Origin of the sequence: Embleya scabrispora DSM 41855, from assembly GCF_000372745.1 — a bacterium.
GTDB classification, from domain to species: Bacteria; Actinomycetota; Actinomycetes; order Streptomycetales; family Streptomycetaceae; genus Embleya; species Embleya scabrispora.
This window is the reverse complement of the sequence record NZ_KB889678.1, coordinates 1-16,304: the sequence shown is the minus strand read 5'-3', so window position 1 is coordinate 16,304 and position 16,304 is coordinate 1. Positions and strand designations below refer to the sequence as shown.

At 71.3% G+C, this 16,304-nt stretch carries 15 protein-coding genes; 10 read left to right on the top strand and 5 right to left on the bottom strand.

The window, feature by feature from the left end:
* From A3IC_RS0128215 to A3IC_RS0128180, 8 genes are read left to right on the top strand one after another with little or no spacing between them, the layout of a single operon-like run.
* A complete protein-coding gene (locus A3IC_RS0128215) occupies window positions 1-912 on the top strand; it encodes a fumarylacetoacetate hydrolase family protein (protein WP_020553425.1) in 912 nt (303 codons plus the stop codon).
* A complete protein-coding gene (locus A3IC_RS56950; RefSeq protein ID WP_020553424.1) occupies window positions 909-1,856 on the top strand; it encodes an enoyl-CoA hydratase-related protein in 948 nt (315 codons plus the stop codon). Before A3IC_RS0128215 ends, A3IC_RS56950 begins: the two co-directional genes overlap by 4 nt.
* Window positions 1,828-3,984 carry an acetate--CoA ligase family protein gene (locus A3IC_RS0128205; RefSeq protein ID WP_052173840.1) on the top strand — a complete coding sequence of 719 codons (2,157 nt, stop codon included), beginning with the start codon at window positions 1,828-1,830 and terminating at the stop codon, window positions 3,982-3,984. Before A3IC_RS56950 ends, A3IC_RS0128205 begins: the two co-directional genes overlap by 29 nt.
* Complete coding sequence (locus tag A3IC_RS0128200) at window positions 3,981-5,141, top strand: iron-containing alcohol dehydrogenase (protein WP_020553422.1); 1,161 nt, start codon at window positions 3,981-3,983, stop codon at window positions 5,139-5,141. Before A3IC_RS0128205 ends, A3IC_RS0128200 begins: the two co-directional genes overlap by 4 nt.
* A gap of 42 nt (window positions 5,142-5,183) precedes the next feature.
* On the top strand, window positions 5,184-5,489 hold the full coding sequence (locus A3IC_RS0128195) for a Dabb family protein (RefSeq protein ID WP_026218833.1): 306 nt from the start codon (window positions 5,184-5,186) through the stop codon (window positions 5,487-5,489).
* Window positions 5,486-5,812: an antibiotic biosynthesis monooxygenase family protein gene (locus tag A3IC_RS62775; RefSeq protein ID WP_020553420.1), complete on the top strand. Its 327-nt coding sequence runs from the start codon at window positions 5,486-5,488 to the stop codon at window positions 5,810-5,812. Before A3IC_RS0128195 ends, A3IC_RS62775 begins: the two co-directional genes overlap by 4 nt.
* A 32-nt stretch (window positions 5,813-5,844) precedes the next feature.
* Window positions 5,845-7,128 (top strand): CaiB/BaiF CoA transferase family protein, encoded by a 1,284-nt coding sequence (locus tag A3IC_RS56940; RefSeq protein WP_158696125.1) that lies wholly within the window; start codon window positions 5,845-5,847, stop codon window positions 7,126-7,128.
* The gene (locus tag A3IC_RS0128180) at window positions 7,121-8,296 is read left to right on the top strand and encodes a CaiB/BaiF CoA transferase family protein (RefSeq protein ID WP_040877287.1); all 1,176 of its coding nucleotides are present in this window, start codon (window positions 7,121-7,123) and stop codon (window positions 8,294-8,296) included. The genes A3IC_RS56940 and A3IC_RS0128180 overlap by 8 nt, the downstream gene beginning before the upstream one ends.
* A 294-nt stretch (window positions 8,297-8,590) precedes the next feature.
* Here A3IC_RS0128180 and A3IC_RS62770 read toward each other — a convergent pair whose 3' ends face one another.
* Both A3IC_RS62770 and A3IC_RS0128160 read right to left on the bottom strand, forming a co-directional pair.
* Window positions 8,591-10,210: a serine/threonine-protein kinase gene (locus tag A3IC_RS62770; RefSeq protein ID WP_052173839.1), complete on the bottom strand. Its 1,620-nt coding sequence runs from the start codon at window positions 10,208-10,210 to the stop codon at window positions 8,591-8,593.
* A gap of 1,931 nt (window positions 10,211-12,141) precedes the next feature.
* Window positions 12,142-12,414: a hypothetical protein gene (locus A3IC_RS0128160; protein WP_020553415.1), complete on the bottom strand. Its 273-nt coding sequence runs from the start codon at window positions 12,412-12,414 to the stop codon at window positions 12,142-12,144.
* 471 nt (window positions 12,415-12,885) lie between these two features.
* Here A3IC_RS0128160 and A3IC_RS0128155 point away from each other — a divergent pair, with 471 nt between their 5' ends.
* The gene (locus tag A3IC_RS0128155; RefSeq protein WP_020553414.1) at window positions 12,886-13,536 is read left to right on the top strand and encodes a carbonic anhydrase; all 651 of its coding nucleotides are present in this window, start codon (window positions 12,886-12,888) and stop codon (window positions 13,534-13,536) included.
* Between the two features lie 297 nt (window positions 13,537-13,833).
* Complete coding sequence (locus A3IC_RS0128150) at window positions 13,834-14,811, top strand: L-threonylcarbamoyladenylate synthase (protein WP_020553413.1); 978 nt, start codon at window positions 13,834-13,836, stop codon at window positions 14,809-14,811.
* A gap of 185 nt (window positions 14,812-14,996) precedes the next feature.
* Here the strand turns inward: A3IC_RS0128150 and A3IC_RS0128145 are convergent, their stop codons facing one another.
* The 3 genes from A3IC_RS0128145 to A3IC_RS0128135 all read right to left on the bottom strand — a co-directional run bounded on the left by A3IC_RS0128145 (window position 14,997) and on the right by A3IC_RS0128135 (window position 16,134).
* Window positions 14,997-15,476, bottom strand: a complete 480-nt coding sequence (locus A3IC_RS0128145; RefSeq protein WP_020553412.1) for a hypothetical protein — start codon at window positions 15,474-15,476, stop codon at window positions 14,997-14,999.
* 84 nt (window positions 15,477-15,560) lie between these two features.
* Complete coding sequence (locus A3IC_RS0128140) at window positions 15,561-15,932, bottom strand: hypothetical protein (RefSeq protein WP_020553411.1); 372 nt, start codon at window positions 15,930-15,932, stop codon at window positions 15,561-15,563.
* Window positions 15,916-16,134 carry a hypothetical protein gene (locus A3IC_RS0128135; protein ID WP_020553410.1) on the bottom strand — a complete coding sequence of 73 codons (219 nt, stop codon included), beginning with the start codon at window positions 16,132-16,134 and terminating at the stop codon, window positions 15,916-15,918. Before A3IC_RS0128135 ends, A3IC_RS0128140 begins: the two co-directional genes overlap by 17 nt.
* Between the last annotated feature and the right edge of the window lie 170 nt (window positions 16,135-16,304).

The window sequence follows — 16,304 nt, the reverse complement described above, 5'->3', positions numbered from 1 at the left end:
ATGCGGCTGATGCGAATCGGACCGGCCGGCGCAGAGCGCCCCGTCGTGCGTGTCGCCCAGAGTGGCTACGTCGATGTGTCCGACGTGGTCGGCGACTTCGACGAGTGGTTCTTCGCCGCGGGCGAGACGGACCGTCTGCGGTCGATCGTGGACGAACGCAGTGCCCGCGGGCAGGTCGACACCTTCGGCAACGTGCGCATCGGTGCCCCGATCGCACGGCCGCACCAGATTCTGTGCGTCGGCCTGAACTACGCGGACCACGCTGCCGAGACCGGGGCAGCGGTGCCGGAAGAACCGCTCGTGTTCACGAAGGCACCGAACTCGATCACCGGCCCCAACGACGGCATCCGCACCCCCCGCGGAGCCACCAAGCTCGACTGGGAGGTCGAGCTCGGCATCGTGATCGGAACCCGCGCCAGGTACCTGTCCGACCTGACCGAGGCGCGCGCGGCCGTCGCCGGCTTCGTGGTCGTCAACGACGTGAGCGAGCGCGCCTTCCAATCCGAGCGCGGCGGGCAGTGGTCCAAGGGCAAGTCCGCGGAGACCTTCAACCCGGTCGGCCCGTGGCTGGCGACCCCCGACGAGATCGACGACGTGCAGAACCTCGACCTGTGGCTGACCGTGAACGGCGTGCAGCGGCAGAGCAGCACGACGGCGCAGATGATCTTCGACCCCTGGGTCATCGTGCACTACCTCAGCCAGTTCTTCGTGCTCGAGCCCGGCGACCTCATCAACACCGGGACCCCACCGGGCGTCGGCCTCGGACACCACCCCCCGGTCTGGCTCCGGTCCGGCGACGTGGTCGAGCTCGGCATCACCGGGCTCGGCGTGCAACGCCAGATCGTGCTCCCGCCCGACGGACCACCACCGACCCTGTCCCTGACCGCTACGACTTCGAGAGGGCAGCAATGAGCGAGATCCTGCAAGTGATCAAGGAGCCCGGGTGGCGGCACTTCGTGCTGAACCGCCCGGAGAAGCGCAACGCGCTGTCGATGCCGTTGCTCGAGGAGCTGCGCGACGCCCTGGCGGAGGCCGATGCGGACGACGACGTCAGCGCGGTCCTCATCACCGCCAACGGCCCCGACTTCTGCAGTGGCATGGACGTCGGCAGCGATGACGCGGCCGAACCGAACGCGCGCAACACCGACCTCGACATGAGCAAGCACGTGGAGACCGTCGAGGCCCCCCGGCGTCTCCTGCGCTCGCTGTGGACGTTCCGGAAGCCGGTGGTCGTGCTCGTGCACGGCCACTGCCTGGCGGCGGGCACCGAACTGGTGGCGCTCTGCGACATCGCGATCGTCACCGACGACGCCCAACTCGGATTCCCCCCGATCCGGGACATGGGGACCACGGCCGCGCCGATGTGGACCTACTACGCGGGACCGCAGTGGTCCAGGCGCCTGCTCTACACCGGCGACAGCATCTCCGGTGCCGACGCGGCGCGGATCGGCCTCGTCCTGAAGGCCCTGCCCGCGGACCAGGCGCGTGCGGAGGCCCTCGGTCTCGTCCGGCGACTGAGCAAGATCGACTGGCAGTTGCTGGCCAGCCAGAAGCGCATCGAGAACACGACGCTCGAACTCATGGGGCTCCACATGCTCCACAAGATGGCGGCCATGACCGACGGCAGCGCCATGACCTCACCCACGGCCCGTCAGCTCGCGAACACCCCTCGCGAGGAGTACATCGCGGTGCTCAAGCGGCGGCGCACCGACCTGTTCGGGCCCGGGATCGTCAACGTCACCGGGCCGGACCCGTTCGACGACGACGGCCGCCTGCTCGACGGGACGAGTGGATCACTCCCACCGACAGACCGAGGGAGGAACGCCCGTGTCACCGACGGAGAGCCGCAGGCCTGACGGCGCCGATGCCTCGGCGCGGGTCGCGGGGTTGTTCAGCCCGCGGCGGGTGGCGCTGGTCGGCGCGAGCGACCGCTCCGCGTGGTCGCGCCTCGTGTACCAAGCACTCATCCGCTCCGGTATCGACGTCGAGCTGGTGAATCCGCGCGCAGAGACCGTCCACGGCGTCGCCGCCGTCCCGTCGCTGTCCGCGATCGACGCTCAGGTCGACCTCGCCTACGTCATGACGCCTGCGGCAGCGGTACTCGACACGGTGCTCGAATCGGGCAGGGTGGGCATCCCCAGCCTCATCGTCCTGTCCTCCGGGTTCGGCGAGTCCGGTGCGTCCGGCCGGCGGATCGAGCAGGGGATCGGCGAGACGGTCCGCGCTCAAGGACAGGTGCTCCTCGGCCCGAACACCCTCGGGTACCTGAACTTCACCACCAACACACTCCTGTACCCCGCAGGCAAGGGGCTCGGCGACGTCACGCCCGGATCGATCGCCCTCGTCACCCAAAGCGGTGCTCTCGGCGGCATGATGACCGGCTACGCCGCAGCGCACGACATCGGCATCAACTTCCTGTGTGCCACCGGCAACGAGGCGGACCTCACGGTCAGCGACGTCATCGAGTTCGCGATCGACGATCCCGCCACCAAGGCGATCGGGGTCTTCGCCGAGTCGATCCGGAACCCGGCCGGGCTGCGCCGCGCAGCACAGCGAGCGCTCGCCGTCGGCAAGCCGATCGTCATGCTCAAGGTCGGACGGTCCGAACTCGCCGCGCAGACGGCGGCCACCCACACCGGCTCGATCGTCGGCGACGACGCCGTCGTCGACGCGGCGCTCGCCCAGGACGGGATCATCCGCGTCGACAGTCTCGAGGACCTGGTCGTCACCACGGGAGTGCTGGCCAAGGTCGGCGTCGAACCGCTGCGCGGGGTGGCCGTCGCCGCGATCTCCGGGGGAGTGTGCGATCTTGTCGCGGACGGCTGCGATCGACTCGACATCCCCCTTCCGCAGTTCGCCGAATCGACCCGCCGGCGGCTCGCGGATCTGCTCCCCGACTTCGCCGGCGCACACAACCCGCTCGACCTCACCGGCGCCGTCGTGCGCCACCCGCAACTGCTCGCGGACGTCCTGACCGCGGTCGCGGACGACGGGCAGGCGGATGTCGTGCTGTGCCAAGAGAACCTCGGCAAGCGCAGTCGGCCCACCGACTCGATCATCAACGGAGCGAAGGCGATGCGCGAGGCACGCATCCCGACCTACCTCATCTCGTCCACCGGCGAAGGCCTCACCGATCGGCAGAAGCAGAGTCTGACCGAGTTCGACATCCCCTACCTCGGGGGCGGTCTCGACATCACGCTGTCCGCGCTGGCCCGGCAGCGATGGTGGGCGCACCAGCGACTGAACGCGTCACAGCGCACGCCGGGCGACGCGGAGAACCCCCACACATCCACCCCCGAGCCGGGACGTGGCACGTGGTCGGAGGTCCGTACCGGCGAGATGCTCTCCGACTGGGGCGTCCCGGTGGTCCCGCGTCGGCTCGTGCATTCGCCGGAGGAGGCGATCGCCGTGGCCGCGGAGTTCGCGGGACCGGTCGCGATGAAGATCGCGTCCCCGGACATCGCCCACAAGACCGAGGTCGGGGGCGTCCGTCTCGGCGTGGCCGGTCCGGGCGAGGTGGGCCGGGCGTTCACGGCCATCATGGACAGTGTCGGCCGGGCTCGCCCCGAGGCCAGACTCGAAGGCGTTCTCGTGAGCCCGATGAGGTCGTCGGCTCTCGAACTGCTCGTCGGAATCACGACGGACGCCCAGTGGGGCAAGGTGCTCACCGTCGGCCTCGGCGGGACGTGGACCGAGGTCCTCAGCGACGTCAGCGCTCGTCTGCTTCCGGTGGTTCCCTCGGACGTCAAGCCGATGCTGATGAGCCTGAAGAGCGCACCCCTGTTGCTCGGCGCCCGCAACTCGCAGGCTGCCGACCTGGACGTCCTCGGTGCGGTCATCGCGCGGATCGCGGATCTCGCGACCGCGTGCGGGCCCGCACTGTCCGCGATGGAGATCAACCCCCTGCGCGTCCACGGGGCGCAGGTCGAGGTCATCGACGCCCTGGCGATCTGGAGTGACAACGACATGGCCACCACATCATGACGGCATCCATCCACCTGCCCCGACGGTTGCTGATCGGCGGAGGCGCCGGCGCGGAACTCGGTTCGATCCTCTCGTCGCTCGAGTGTCGCCGCGCGCTCGTCGTCACCGACACCTACCTGCACGACAGCGGGGTCGTGGACCGTGTCCTTGGATCGTTGGGCTCCGGGATCGAGGCGGTCGTGTTCGCCGACACGGTTCCCGATCCGACCGACCACTGCGTGGAGGCCGCGGCCGACGTCCTGCGGTCGGGCGATTTCGACTGCGTCGTCGGACTCGGCGGCGGAAGCCCGATGGACACCGCGAAGGCGGCCGCGATCCTCGCCGCGTCGGGCGGGCGGATGCGTGACTACCGAACGCCGACGCTGACCGACACGCCCGGCCTTCCGATCATCGCCATCCCGACGACCGCGGGCAGCGGGTCCGAGTGCACGCGCTTCACCGTCGTCACCGACACCGAGACGAACGACAAGATGCTGTGCGCCGGGCTCGCGTTCCTGCCCGTCGCCGCGCTCGTCGACTACCGGCTGACACTGACGATGCCACCCCGACTGAGCGCCGACGCCGGGGTCGACGCGCTGACACACGCCATCGAGGCATACGTCAGCCGGCGCGCGAATCCGTTCGCCGACTCCCTGGCGCTGCCCGCGATGCGCACGATCTACGCCAACGTGCGCCGCGTCTACGAGGACCCGGACAACCACGACGCACGCTCGGCCATGATGCTCGCCGCGACCCAGGCCGGGATGGCGTTCTCGAACTCGAGCGTGGCGCTGATCCACGGCATGAGCCGCCCGATCGGCGCGCACTTCCACCTCGCGCACGGATTGTCGAACGCCATGCTTCTGCCGGTGGTAACCGAGTTCTCCGTCGACGGCGCCCCGGACCGGTACGCAACCTGCGCCCGGGTACTCGGCGTCGCGTCGGACGACGACTCGGACGCGGCCGCCTGCCTCGCGCTGGTCACGGCACTGACCAGGCTCAACGAGGCCCTGGAGGTGCCGAACCCGCAGGCATGCGGCATTCCGGCGGCCGAGTGGTCGGCCCTGACATCGCTCATGGCCGAGCAGGCACTCGCCTCCGGATCACCGGCCAACAACCCGCGGATCCCGAGCGCGCCCGAGATCGAGCAGCTGTACACCGACGTATTCGCCCAGTAACACGGGCCGACGACCACGGCCGGACCAGACGAGGAGACTTCCATGATTTGTCACGTGTGGAGCATGCGGATGAAGCCGGAAAGCACCCCCGAACAGCGCCAGGCGGTGCTCGACGCACTCGCCACCCTGCCCGAGCAGATCCCGGGAATCCTCTCCTTCACGTTCGGCGGGGATCTCGGCATGGGCCGGGACAACGCCGACGTCGTCGTGATCGCCAGGTTCGCCGACGAGGCCGACTGGCGTGCGTACCTCGCGCACCCCGCGCACGACCGCTTCGCCGAGGACGTCGTCACACCGGTCTACGGCTCGGGTGCGGCGATCCAGTTCCCAGTCGACGAGTCGTCGTGATCGTCGAACTCGCCGCCCTGCGCGTGGCGGCTGCCGACGGGGCCGCGTTCGAGTCCGCGTTCGCCGAGGCAGACGGCATCTACCGGCGGGCAAGGGGCTGGCACTCGGCCCGCTTGCTCCGCTGCGTCGAGGACGAGACCCGCTACGTCATCGAGGCGACATGGGACCACATCGAGGACCAGACCGTCACGTTCGCGAAGGACGGACTGCTGGACGAATTCCTCGCTCTCGTAGGCTCGCTGTTCGTCGGTCGACCGGAGCTGCTGCACTACGAGCCCGTGGGTTCGGAGCTACGCCGTGCCAAAGTGGCGGACGCGCCGTGAGCCCGGAACCCAGCGGCACGGACCGGCCGGCCGTGGGAGGGGGGGCAGAGCTGCCGCTCGCCGGCTTCCTCGTGCTCGACCTCTCGATGTTCTGGGCCGGCCCCTTCGCGACGAAGCACCTCGCGGATCTCGGCGCCGAGGTCATCAAGGTCGAGGGCCCGACGCGGATCGACCACGTCCGCACCGTGTCGGTCCCGGACCGATCGGTCGCCGAGCCCTACAACACCAGCCGCTACTTCAACGAGTACAACCGGAACAAATACGGCCTCGCGATCGACCTGCAGACCGACGCCGGCCGCAGGATCGTCCAGGAACTGGCCGCGATGTCGGACGTCGTGGTCGAGAACTTCCGACCGGGAGCGATCGATCGCCTCGGGCTCGGATACGAGCAACTCCGCCGCGCCAACCCGCGCGTCATCATGGTGTCCCTCCCGGCGTACTCGGGCCTCGAACCCGAACGCCGGCTGCCCGGGTACGGGCCGAACGTCGAGCAGATGAGCGGCATCTCCCACCTGAGCGGCTATATCGACGGACCACCCCAGAAGTTCGGGATCTCCTACGGCGACCCGGTGGCCGGGCTGGGCGGTGCGGCCGCAGTTCTCATGGCGCTCGTCGCCCGCGAACGGACCGGGGTCGGGCGGCGCATCGAGGTCAGCCAGCGCAACCTTCTGCTCACCTTCATCGGCGACGCCCTCGTCGCCCATCAGTTCGGGGCGCACGTCGAACGGCAGGGCAACCGGAGCCCCGTGCACGCACCACAGGGCGTCTACCCCAGCCAGGGTGCGGACGGGACACCCGCGGAGCAGGCGGACTCCTGGGTCGCGGTCTCGGTCACGACCGACGAGCAGTGGACCCGGCTGGCCGAGGCCATGGGCCGCCCGGACCTCGCCGCCGACGCACGGCTGCTCGACGCCCGCGCCCGCCGCGCCACTCACGACGACCTCGACCGGGAAATCGCGGCGTGGACCCGGACGATGCCTGCGGCGACCGTCGCCGACAAGCTCCAGACCGTCGGCGTGCCGGCGTCGCCGGTGCTCACGCCGGACGATCTCCGTGACGACCCGCAGCTGACCGCGCGAGCGTTCCTGCGCACCGTCGACCACGCCACCATGACGCCCATGAAGCTGACCGCACCCACGTGGCACTTCCACGGGCTGGACGTCGAACTCCGCGCCGCGCCAGGCCTTGGCGAGCACAATCGCGACATCCTCCGCGGCCGGCTCGGCCTGTCCGACGACTACGTCGACGAACTCGAGGCGCAGGGCGTCATCGCGAAGGAACCGCAGGAGAAGCCGGGAAGGAGCCGTCATGCTTGAGGGTCTGGTCGTCGTCGAGCTTGGAAGCGGCGTGACGACCGCGCTCGCCACCCGCACGATGGCCGGCTTCGGCGCGGAGGTCGTGAAGGTCGAGCCGCCCGAGGGTGACTGCCTGCGCCACGTCGGAGCATTCCCGGACGGGCGGACGGACGGCGAGTCCAGCGCCGCCCATCTGTACTTCAACGGCGGCAAGTCGTCGGTCGTGCTCGACCTGCGGCAGCAGGCCGCCCGTTCGGCGCTCACCGCCATCGTGTCGGCGGCCGACCTGCTCGTCACGGACCGTCGCCGCGGCGAGCTCGAGGCACTCGGCCTCGACGAACCAAGGCTTGCGGCCGGGTTCCCGAAGCTGTCGGTCGTCGCCGTCACGCCGTACGGGGAGGACGGACCGAAGGCGGACCATCTCGTCACCGAGCTGACGACGTTCGCCGCCGGCGGTCAGCTGTCGCTGATGGGCTCGCCGGATCGCGAGCCGGTCAAGCCGTACGGTGACCAGGCAGGCTGCCAGGCCGCGCTGTCGGTGCTCGGTGCGGCGATGACCGCGGTGCTCAGGCAGCTGCGGACCGGCCGGTCGTCCTACGTCGAGCTCGCGCTGCAGGAACTGCAGGCGAGTGCCATGGACATGCAAGGGCCGATGGCCTACAACGGCGACCCGCCCTACCCGGGCTACGGCAAACGCATAGGCAACTCGACCCACTCGCTGTGGTCGTACTACCCGAGCCGCGACGGAGACGTCGGCATCTTCGTCAATCCGACCAACATCGACTCCTTCCTCGCCGCGATCGGGCGGCCGGACCTCCGGGACCGCATGTCCGACAAGACGTTCCTGGCCGGCGAGATGCGCGACCTCGTGGGCCGCTGGTGCGCCGAGAGGACCAACGCGGAGGTCCACGCGGCGGCCGTCGAACACGGCGCGCCGTTCTCCTACGTCGCGCGGCCCGCCGACCTGCTCGCCGACCCGACGCTCGCCGAGACCGGAATCTGGCACGACATCGACGCACCGGGACTGGGGCGACTGCGCGTGCCCGGCGCCCCGTTCGCCGGTTCGGAGCCCTTCGAACTCGCGCCCGCGCCGCAGCTCGGTCAGCACACAACGGCCGTGTTGGCCCGCTACGCCGGGGCCATCGGCGAGGACACTCGGGCCATTGTCGGCGGGTGGCGGGGGCGGTGAAGGGCGACGCGGGACGCCCTGGAGATCTACGTGACGATCTCCTCGGCATCCATCGGCACGAAATGGTCGGCGCCTTCGATCTCCGGCCGGCGGCGCGGTACCAAGGGGCGAGTGATGTCCAGTGGAGTCCCCTCCGGGGAGAAAGGCTCCGGCCGCGCGTTGCCGCGGCCGGAGCCTTTCCCTGTCGACCCGCGCGGCGCACAGCCCGCACGCACGCCACCAGGCGAGTATGTGTGGACCCCGCGAAGGGCACCCGCCCACCCTTGCACCGACCCGGCCACCGTCGCGGGAGGTTCACCGGAACGACCTGGTGGTGTCGCGGTGGATGAACGTGGCGATGGTCAGGGCCGAGGTCAGGTGGAAGAGCCGCAGCGCGAGGTAGGTCGGATCGGCGTCGAGGTCGGCGTCGGGGGCCGCGTGCAGTCGCAGGAGGCAGCCCGCCGCGAGTGCCGCTCCCGCGTAGCCCGCCAGCCGCGTGCGCACGCCGGAGCCCGGGACGAGCACCGCCGTCGCCACCAGGGTCGTCGCCAGTCCGGCGAAGACGCCGACGCTCGTGAGGCCGTCGCCGGCGACGGCCTCCATGACGCTCCAATAGCCTTTCGAGTCCAGGTAGGCGGGCTGGAACAGGGTGATGGCGAACAGCGTGAGCAGCATCGCCGGGGCGGCGAGCCGTTCGCGTGGCAGTGCGGTCCCGCTGCGGGTACGGACGTCGCGGTGGATGTACGTGGCGACGCCGGCGGCCGTCGTCAGGTAGAAGAGCCACATTCCGGAGCGGATCGCTTTTTGCTCCTCGTCGTCGAGGTCGTAGTAGGGAGGGTTGGACGAGCCCAGCCACAGGAGGCAGCCCACGGCGAGTGCCGCTCCCGCGTAGCCCGCCAGCCGCGTGCGCACGCCGGAGCCCGGGACGAGCACCACTGTCGTGACCAGGGTCGTCGCCAGTCCGACGAAGGCGCCGATCTTGACGAGGCCGCCGCCGCCGAAGGCCTCCTTGACCGTCCATTGCCCGTCCTGGTCGTCGATCCAGGCCTCACCCGTCCCCGAGAACGTGTAGGCGGGCAGGAACAGGGAGATCGCGAACAGCGTGAGCAGTACCGCCGGCGGGAGGAAGCGTCCCAACGCGTCGTGTCGCACCGGCCCGCGCGACCTCGCCGGCTCTACGGGCGTCCGCAGCAGTTCGGCGCACTCGGCGGCGGTGGGTCGCTGGTCGGGACGGGGCGAGGTCATGCGGGTGAGCAGGGGCAGCAGATGCCCGGGGACGACGGCTTGGACCTGCGCGGTGAGTTGTTCGGCGGGCAGGCGGTGGCCGGTGAGTTTCTCGACCAGGACCAGACCGAGCGAGTACACGTCCGAGGACGGCGTGGCGGGGTGGCCCTGAAGCTGTTCGGGGGCCATGTAGGCGGGGGTGCCGAATGCCCTGCCCGGGGCGGTGACGGTGCGGGTGAGGGAGGCGTCGTCGCGGGCGATGCCGAAGTCCATCAGCACCACGCGCCCGTCCGGGCAGATCATGATGTTGGCGGGCTTGATGTCGCGGTGCAGGATCCGCGCCTCGTGGACGTGCGCGAGTGCGTCGGCCAGGCGGGCGCCGGTCTCGACGACCGAGTCCACCTGTGCGGTCTCCCAGGTCGAGCCGTGCAGCTTCTCCAGCACGAGGTAGGGCAGGGGCCCGCCGTCGTGGTCGATCGTCCCGGCGTCGTGGACGGTGACGATGCCCGCGTGGTGGAGCGAGGCGAGGGTCCGGGCCTCGCGGGCGAACCGCGTGGCCGCTTCCGGGTACTGCATCACGCCGGTGACGAACTTGACGGCGACCCGCCGGTCGAGCGTCAGATCCAGCGCCTCCCAGACTTCCCCCAACCCACCTCTTCCCAGGACGTGTTCCACGCGATAGCGGCCCCCGATGATCGTGCCCCCGTACACCCGATCTCCTCACACGACGTCGCGCTGCCTGCCCAACCGATATGCGAGCCAACCTAGTTGAGGCGCCCGCGGCAGGTGGCCGCCCTCGACGTCCGGTGACCGACACCTGCGGCGGCGAAGCAGCCCGGTGCATGCTTTTCCGGGCAAGGCGGCAGGAACCGGTGCCGGCCCCGACGATCGTGCCGAGTGCTTCGCCGGCCGCGGCGGAAAGCAATGCACAAGGCGGCTTGTCGGGCTGACCGGGTGACGGTGACGGGAGGGTCGGCCGAATGGCGACGCCCGGCCCTTGCCGGCCCGCTCGATCGTCAACCGCGGTCGAGCAGCCACGGCCTCCACAATGCCCCGGGCAGACGAGCCGGGACGGGTCGAATCTGCTCGATCCGACTCTCCGCCCAACCGCCGGCCCATGACGGCACCCCTCGAACCGGGCGTTGGTGGCAGAGGTCTGGGCGCCGACGCCGAGGACTCCCGCGCCGCTGCGCGGACTTCCGGCCAAGGGGGCGCCCGGCCTCCCACCCGCTGCGGGATCACGCCTGGCGGCCACCGCATCGCGCTGCATCGAGGCCCGGCGCGCGTCGAAGTCATCCGTGGTCGAGAACGCGCGCGGCGCATCGGACGCCGACAGGCGCCGTCCGGTCCGTCGTGTGGTCGGGGTCCGGTGCGCAACCGTCGCACCAGGTGCGTACCAGCACCCGCGCACCGTTGCGGTCGGCACCCACCGCAGCGCAGGTGACGACGCCCGTACGGGCCGCGACGTGCGAGCCGCAGGCAACGCATACGGCGTCGTAGGAGTTGACCGCGCTCACCGATCTCCCCTTCGTTCCGGCGGACCCCGGGCACCTGTGCGGAGCGGTTCCCGCCCACGCCCCTTGCCGACCACGACGGTTGAGTTCACCCACGGGAGTCGCGGTCCCCGGCAACCGGGTTCCTCATCCCGGCACGCACCGGCGGCAGGATCCGGCAGAGCACAGCCGTGGCCTCCGGCCGTGTCGGAAAGGACGAAGGAGCCCGGGACGACCCGGGGGCGGTGGCCACCCAAAGCGCCACGTCCCGCCGTGCGATCCGGCCCGCCGGAGCGGACCACCGGAGTCGGGGTGCCCGATCGGCTCAGGCGCGTCACACGTTCGAGACACGAATGCTCCGTTTGCAGGATGACCGCCGCGCGAAGAACGCCCCGCCGGCGCCATCGTGTCGGGCCACGGGTCATCACCGGCGAGGCCGGGGCGACGAAAGAGGTCCCATCGATGTCCGACGCTTGCGTGAACACCACCGGACGGCTGTGGACCGTACGGATTGTCGCCCACGGCCGCCCCGCGCTGAAACGGTCGAGGATCCAGTGCGCCCGACACGGATGCCCGGCCGACCCCGCCGGACACGGCAACCCGGCGGCTGCCCCGCCGCGGCCCTGGAACACCTCGCCTTCCACGCCCGCACCGAAGGCCCCGCCCGCCCCGACGCCAAGTGCCGCTGCCACAGTGAGGGCTGCGCCTGGCACGGGCGCACCCCGCGCCGCTGCGCCGGCACCATCCGCTTCGTGGTCGTGCCCAACCGGCTCGGCTGCGTATGGCGGTTGGCCGAGATGTGCGCCACCTGCGCGACGGCCACCCCGCGCGCCCGGGTGGTCGGCCCACCCCCGGCACCCGCACCCGCACCACCGAAAGTTCCGGCCGGTGCCGACCGCCACGCGCAGGCCACGGCGTCGCCCTTCGTCGCGCCCCTCGTCCGGGGACCGGCCCCCGAAAGACGTCGCGGGCGCGCGTCGAACGCCGGGCAGCGGCCGTGACCGAGGGCGCGGCCCACCGCAGAAAACCGGCCCGCCTCGAACGAGCCCCGGCACGCGGGCAGTGCGCTGCCCACGTCCACGACGACCTCGGGCCCGCACCGGTCGACGAGCGCGTGACCCATGCGGGGCAACCCTCGGGCGGCGTCGGTCACGCCGGGCCGGGCGCGGGTGGCTGCTCCATGGCCGCCGCCTCGATGCGGGAGGCCGTGGCTTCGGCGTTCTCGACGCCTCGATCGATCGCGGACATGCAGGGAGGACACAGCAGGTCGGTCAGGGATCCGTCGGGTGTGGGGCCGGCCTCGCCCGGGAGGGCGACTCCACACAGGGCGATGTCCCTGCGGGCCATCGCGTGCCACCAGCGGGTCCGTTCGCTCTCCACCGCGCGCAGAATGTGCATGTCGACCTCCGTGGTCTCGGGCACGGTCGTCGTCCATGCAACTACCGCCGCCCTCGGAGCGCACCTCCACGCGGGCGTGTCACGGGTCGTTCCGGCTCGGGGCCCGGGTGGGGCGCCGAGCCCCTGCGGCGGCGGTTGGGCCGAGTGGGTGCGCAGCCCGCGTCCGCGCGCCCGCCGACGGTCACGGGTTCGAGCGGCGCACCGCAGGATCGGCGGTCGGCCCGCCGCACCGCGGGTCGAGTTGCGTCCTTCGAGAAGGTCGGAAGCGGCCTGCGGTGGCGGCGCGAAGGCCCGACCGCCCCCGTGTGGGGCTGCTGTTCCTGGCGTCGTGACCCAGGGCGGGTTTGTTGTGTGTCGGGGGCTCCGGCAGCCGGCGCTGCCGATCCGGCCCGGTGCCGGGCGATGCCGGACACCCGATCGTGGTCCGCCACATCCGCCTCGCCCTTCGGCGGACCCCGATGTCGTGGCGAGCGGGATCGGACGTAGCCTGCCTCCATGATCGACGTCGCCGCTTTGACCCCGTCCGAAGCCGTCGAACTGCTGCTGGCCGGCAACCGGCGCTTCGTGGACGGCACTCCGCAGCATCCCAACCAGGATGCCGCACGTCGCGCGCAGACCGCACCCGGCCAGCGCCCGTTCGCGGTGCTCTTCGGCTGTTCCGACTCGCGCCTGGCCGCCGAGATCATCTTCGACCGGGGCCTGGGCGACCTGTTCGTCGTACGCACCGCCGGCCACGTGGCCGGTCCGGAGGTCCTGGGCAGCATCGAATACGGCGTGAGCGTCCTGGACTGCCCGCTGGTCGTAGTGCTCGGGCACGACTCGTGCGGCGCGGTCGCCGCCGCCCGTGCCGCCGTGACCGACGGTGTCGCCGCCACCGGGTACGTACGCGACGTCATCGAACGCGTCACCCCCAGCATCCTGGCCGCCCGCGCGGCCGGGCTCACCCACGACGACGACATCATCGCCGAGCACATACGGCACAGCGTCGACCTCCTCATGGACCGATCCCGGGAACTCGCCGAGCGCGTCGCCGCAGGACGGACCGCCGTGGTGGGCCTGTCCTACCGCCTGGCCGACGGCAGCGCCCGACTCGTCACCGCCCACGGCCTGCCCACCCAACCGACGGTCCCGAGCCCGAGCGCCTGAAAACGGCGGCCCCACAGGTGGCGGGCGCCGACCTTTCCCCCTTCGCCCGGGAACGAGAGCCGACCGCCTGCGAGTTGTGACCAACGTGTGTCGGACGACGACCACCCACGGTGTCGGCGATGTCGTCCTCGACGAGCGGGACGGCGAACGGGCGGGCGGCGTCGACGACGGTCCTGCGTCCCGCACCGTCGAGTGTTCGTCGCCCGGCCTGTTGTTCCGTCCGGCCTTGATTCGGCGCCGGCGCCGTCGAGGAGGAGAATGGCTCCGGCAGCAGGTACCGGGAGAGGGGCCACGAGGGTGACGGCGGGAACCGGCGAGATCGAGAAGGCGGCCGACGTACTGCGCGCGGGGGGCCTGGTGGCGCTCCCCACCGAAACCGTCTACGGTCTCGGCGCCAACGCCGAGGACCCCGCCGCCGTCGCACGCGTCTTCCAGGTGAAGGGCCGTCCGCCCTCGCACCCGCTGATCATCCACATCGCCGGCGCGGAGCATCTGGACGCATGGGTCGACGACGTGCCGGCCGCGGCGCGCCTGCCGGCCGAGCGTTTCTGGCCGGGCCCGCTCACGCTGGTCCTGCGGCGCGGGCGCCGCGTGCCGCCGGAGGTGACGGGCGGCCTGGAGACGGTGGCCGTGCGGGTGCCCGACCATCCCGTGGCGCTCGCGCTGCTCTCCACCTTCGGCGGTGCCGTCGCGGCCCCGTCCGCCAACCGCTTCGGCTCGGTCAGCCCCACCACGGCGGACCACGTGCGCACGGAACTCGGCGATGCCGTCGACGTCGTACTGGACGGCGGCCCGTGCCGGGTCGGCGTCGAGTCGACGATCGTCGACGCCACAAGCGAAACCCTCGGCATCCTTCGACCCGGCGGTGTGACCCGCGAGGACCTCGAAGCAGTGCTCGGCCGTGCCCTGCCGGTTCCGGAGACCAGCCGTGTCCGAGTACCGGGCCAACATCCCTCCCACTACGCTCCGCGAGCCCCGGTGGTTCTCGTCGCGCCCGACCGCATTGCCGCCGAAGCGGCGCTCGCGCAGGACCGGGGCCGGCGCGTGGGCATCCTCCTTCCTCCCTCCGTTCCCGAGGAGGCGGTCAAGGCACACGCGATCGTGGCGGTGCCCGCCTCGACGACCGCATACGCGCGCGGCCTGTTCGGATTCCTGCGCGAACTCGACGAGCACGACTGCGACGTCATCCTCGCGTCACTGCCACCGGAAGAGCGGCTGGGCGCAGCGGTCGCCAACCGGCTGCGCCGCGCCGCCGGGCCCCGCCCCTCCCACTGACCGTGAGGACATCCCGGCTACCCGGTGATGTATCCGACGGTGGATCGACATCCCGAGCTCCCCGGCGCGAGCGGCTCACCCCAGGAGACGAACGCGCTCGGGCGACATGCACCTGGGCTCCGCCTCCGGAACGAGGGGAGGTGACGAGTCCCGGCGAGGCGGCCTCACGGGCGGCTGCGGTGGTCCTACGGTGTCGGTGGTTGTCCGTGGGTGTCGACGGCCGGCGGCAACTCCCTCAGGCGTTCGCGGAGTTCGTAGCCTGCTTGCAGGTCCCGGGGCAGTGCCGACGTCAGGCGGTCGAGCCGTTCGCGGGTGGTGCCGCGCAGGTGTTGCACGGGGACGCGATCGAGGAGGTCGTGGGCGCGTGCGGCGGCATCGCCCGGTGTGGTGGGGGCCTCGGCAAGGGCCTGGACGGCTGTGGCGGCCGCCCAGCCCGGCGACGCGTACGATGCCGCGGCCAGTGATTCGCGGACGTGTGCGCCCGCCCGATCGCTGCCTGGTGGGTGCGGGTCCCGCAGGTCGAGCACGCCCGACGCGGCACCGACGGCATCCCGCATGTCCTCGAACCGCTGCGCCGCCACCTGGCCACCGAACTGCCCGCGGGCCTGGAATGGGAGATCACCCCGGACCGGGAACAGACCATCGACCATGAAGGGGGTCCGCATCTTTCGCCTCCGGGAGCGAGAACGGTTCGCGAGTCGAGTGGGTCCGGGAGCATCCCCGTCCGCCGACCGGCGTGTCCGGGCCGGTCAGGCGGGCCAGGAGCGCAGGAGGGCGGTGACGGAGTGGGCGCTGCAGTCTTCGCGGCGCAGCTCGTCGACGAGCCGGGTGATCTCCTCGGGCCCGGGTTTGACCGACCTGCCGGATGCCTGGAGGTAGGCGACGGCGACCGCGACGGCGACCGTCATGTTCGAGCGCTCGAGCCAGTTCAGGCGGCCCAGGGTGTGCGCGAGGGCGGCGGCGCGCGCGTGGACGCCGTCGTAGACGTCACGATCGAACAGGACGGCCTTGTGGCGCTCGACCGCGGCCAGGGGCACCCCGAAGTCGTCGGGGGAAGGATCCTGTTCGCCTGCGAGGCGCGCGATCTCCAGGATCCAGGTCAGGTCAACCGCGAGGTGCACGCGCGCGCTCCTCGATGAGATCGCCGTACTCCGTGATCACATCGCGCGCGGACGCCACGAACGCCGCCCGCAGCGGATCGGTGTCGCTGCGCACGAGGTGTTCGATGTATTGCTGCAGGGTCATGTGCCTGGTCTCGGCGGCCTGGCGGGCGGCGTCGGCCGCGTCCTCGTCCAGGCGCACGTTGAGTTGTGTTTTCGCCATAAGTCGATGCTAGCAAATGCTAGCAGGCGTGTCGTGGGCACCGACGGTCACCCGCGTGGCGAGCCTGCGGACGGTGGTGTGTCGCCGGCGTCGTAACGTGCCCGCCACCTCGTTGGTTGAAAGCGCGGTGGACTGTCGCTGCGTGAGGTGTCGGCCGCCGGCTCCGAGGC

Bases quoted from the DNA above. Each gene is read 5' to 3' on its own strand.
- A3IC_RS0128215 (WP_020553425.1), top strand. From the start codon at position 1: ATGCGGCTGATGCGAATCGGACCGGCCGGCGCAGAGCGCCCCGTCGTG.
- A3IC_RS56950 (WP_020553424.1), top strand. From the start codon at position 909: ATGAGCGAGATCCTGCAAGTGATCAAGGAGCCCGGGTGGCGGCACTTC.
- A3IC_RS0128200 (WP_020553422.1), top strand. From the start codon at position 3,981: ATGACGGCATCCATCCACCTGCCCCGACGGTTGCTGATCGGCGGAGGC.
- A3IC_RS0128195 (WP_026218833.1), top strand. From the start codon at position 5,184: ATGATTTGTCACGTGTGGAGCATGCGGATGAAGCCGGAAAGCACCCCC.
- A3IC_RS0128180 (WP_040877287.1), top strand. From the start codon at position 7,121: ATGCTTGAGGGTCTGGTCGTCGTCGAGCTTGGAAGCGGCGTGACGACC.
- A3IC_RS0128155 (WP_020553414.1), top strand. From the start codon at position 12,886: ATGATCGACGTCGCCGCTTTGACCCCGTCCGAAGCCGTCGAACTGCTG.
- A3IC_RS0128145 (WP_020553412.1), bottom strand. From the start codon at position 15,476: ATGCGGACCCCCTTCATGGTCGATGGTCTGTTCCCGGTCCGGGGTGAT.
- A3IC_RS0128135 (WP_020553410.1), bottom strand. From the start codon at position 16,134: ATGGCGAAAACACAACTCAACGTGCGCCTGGACGAGGACGCGGCCGAC.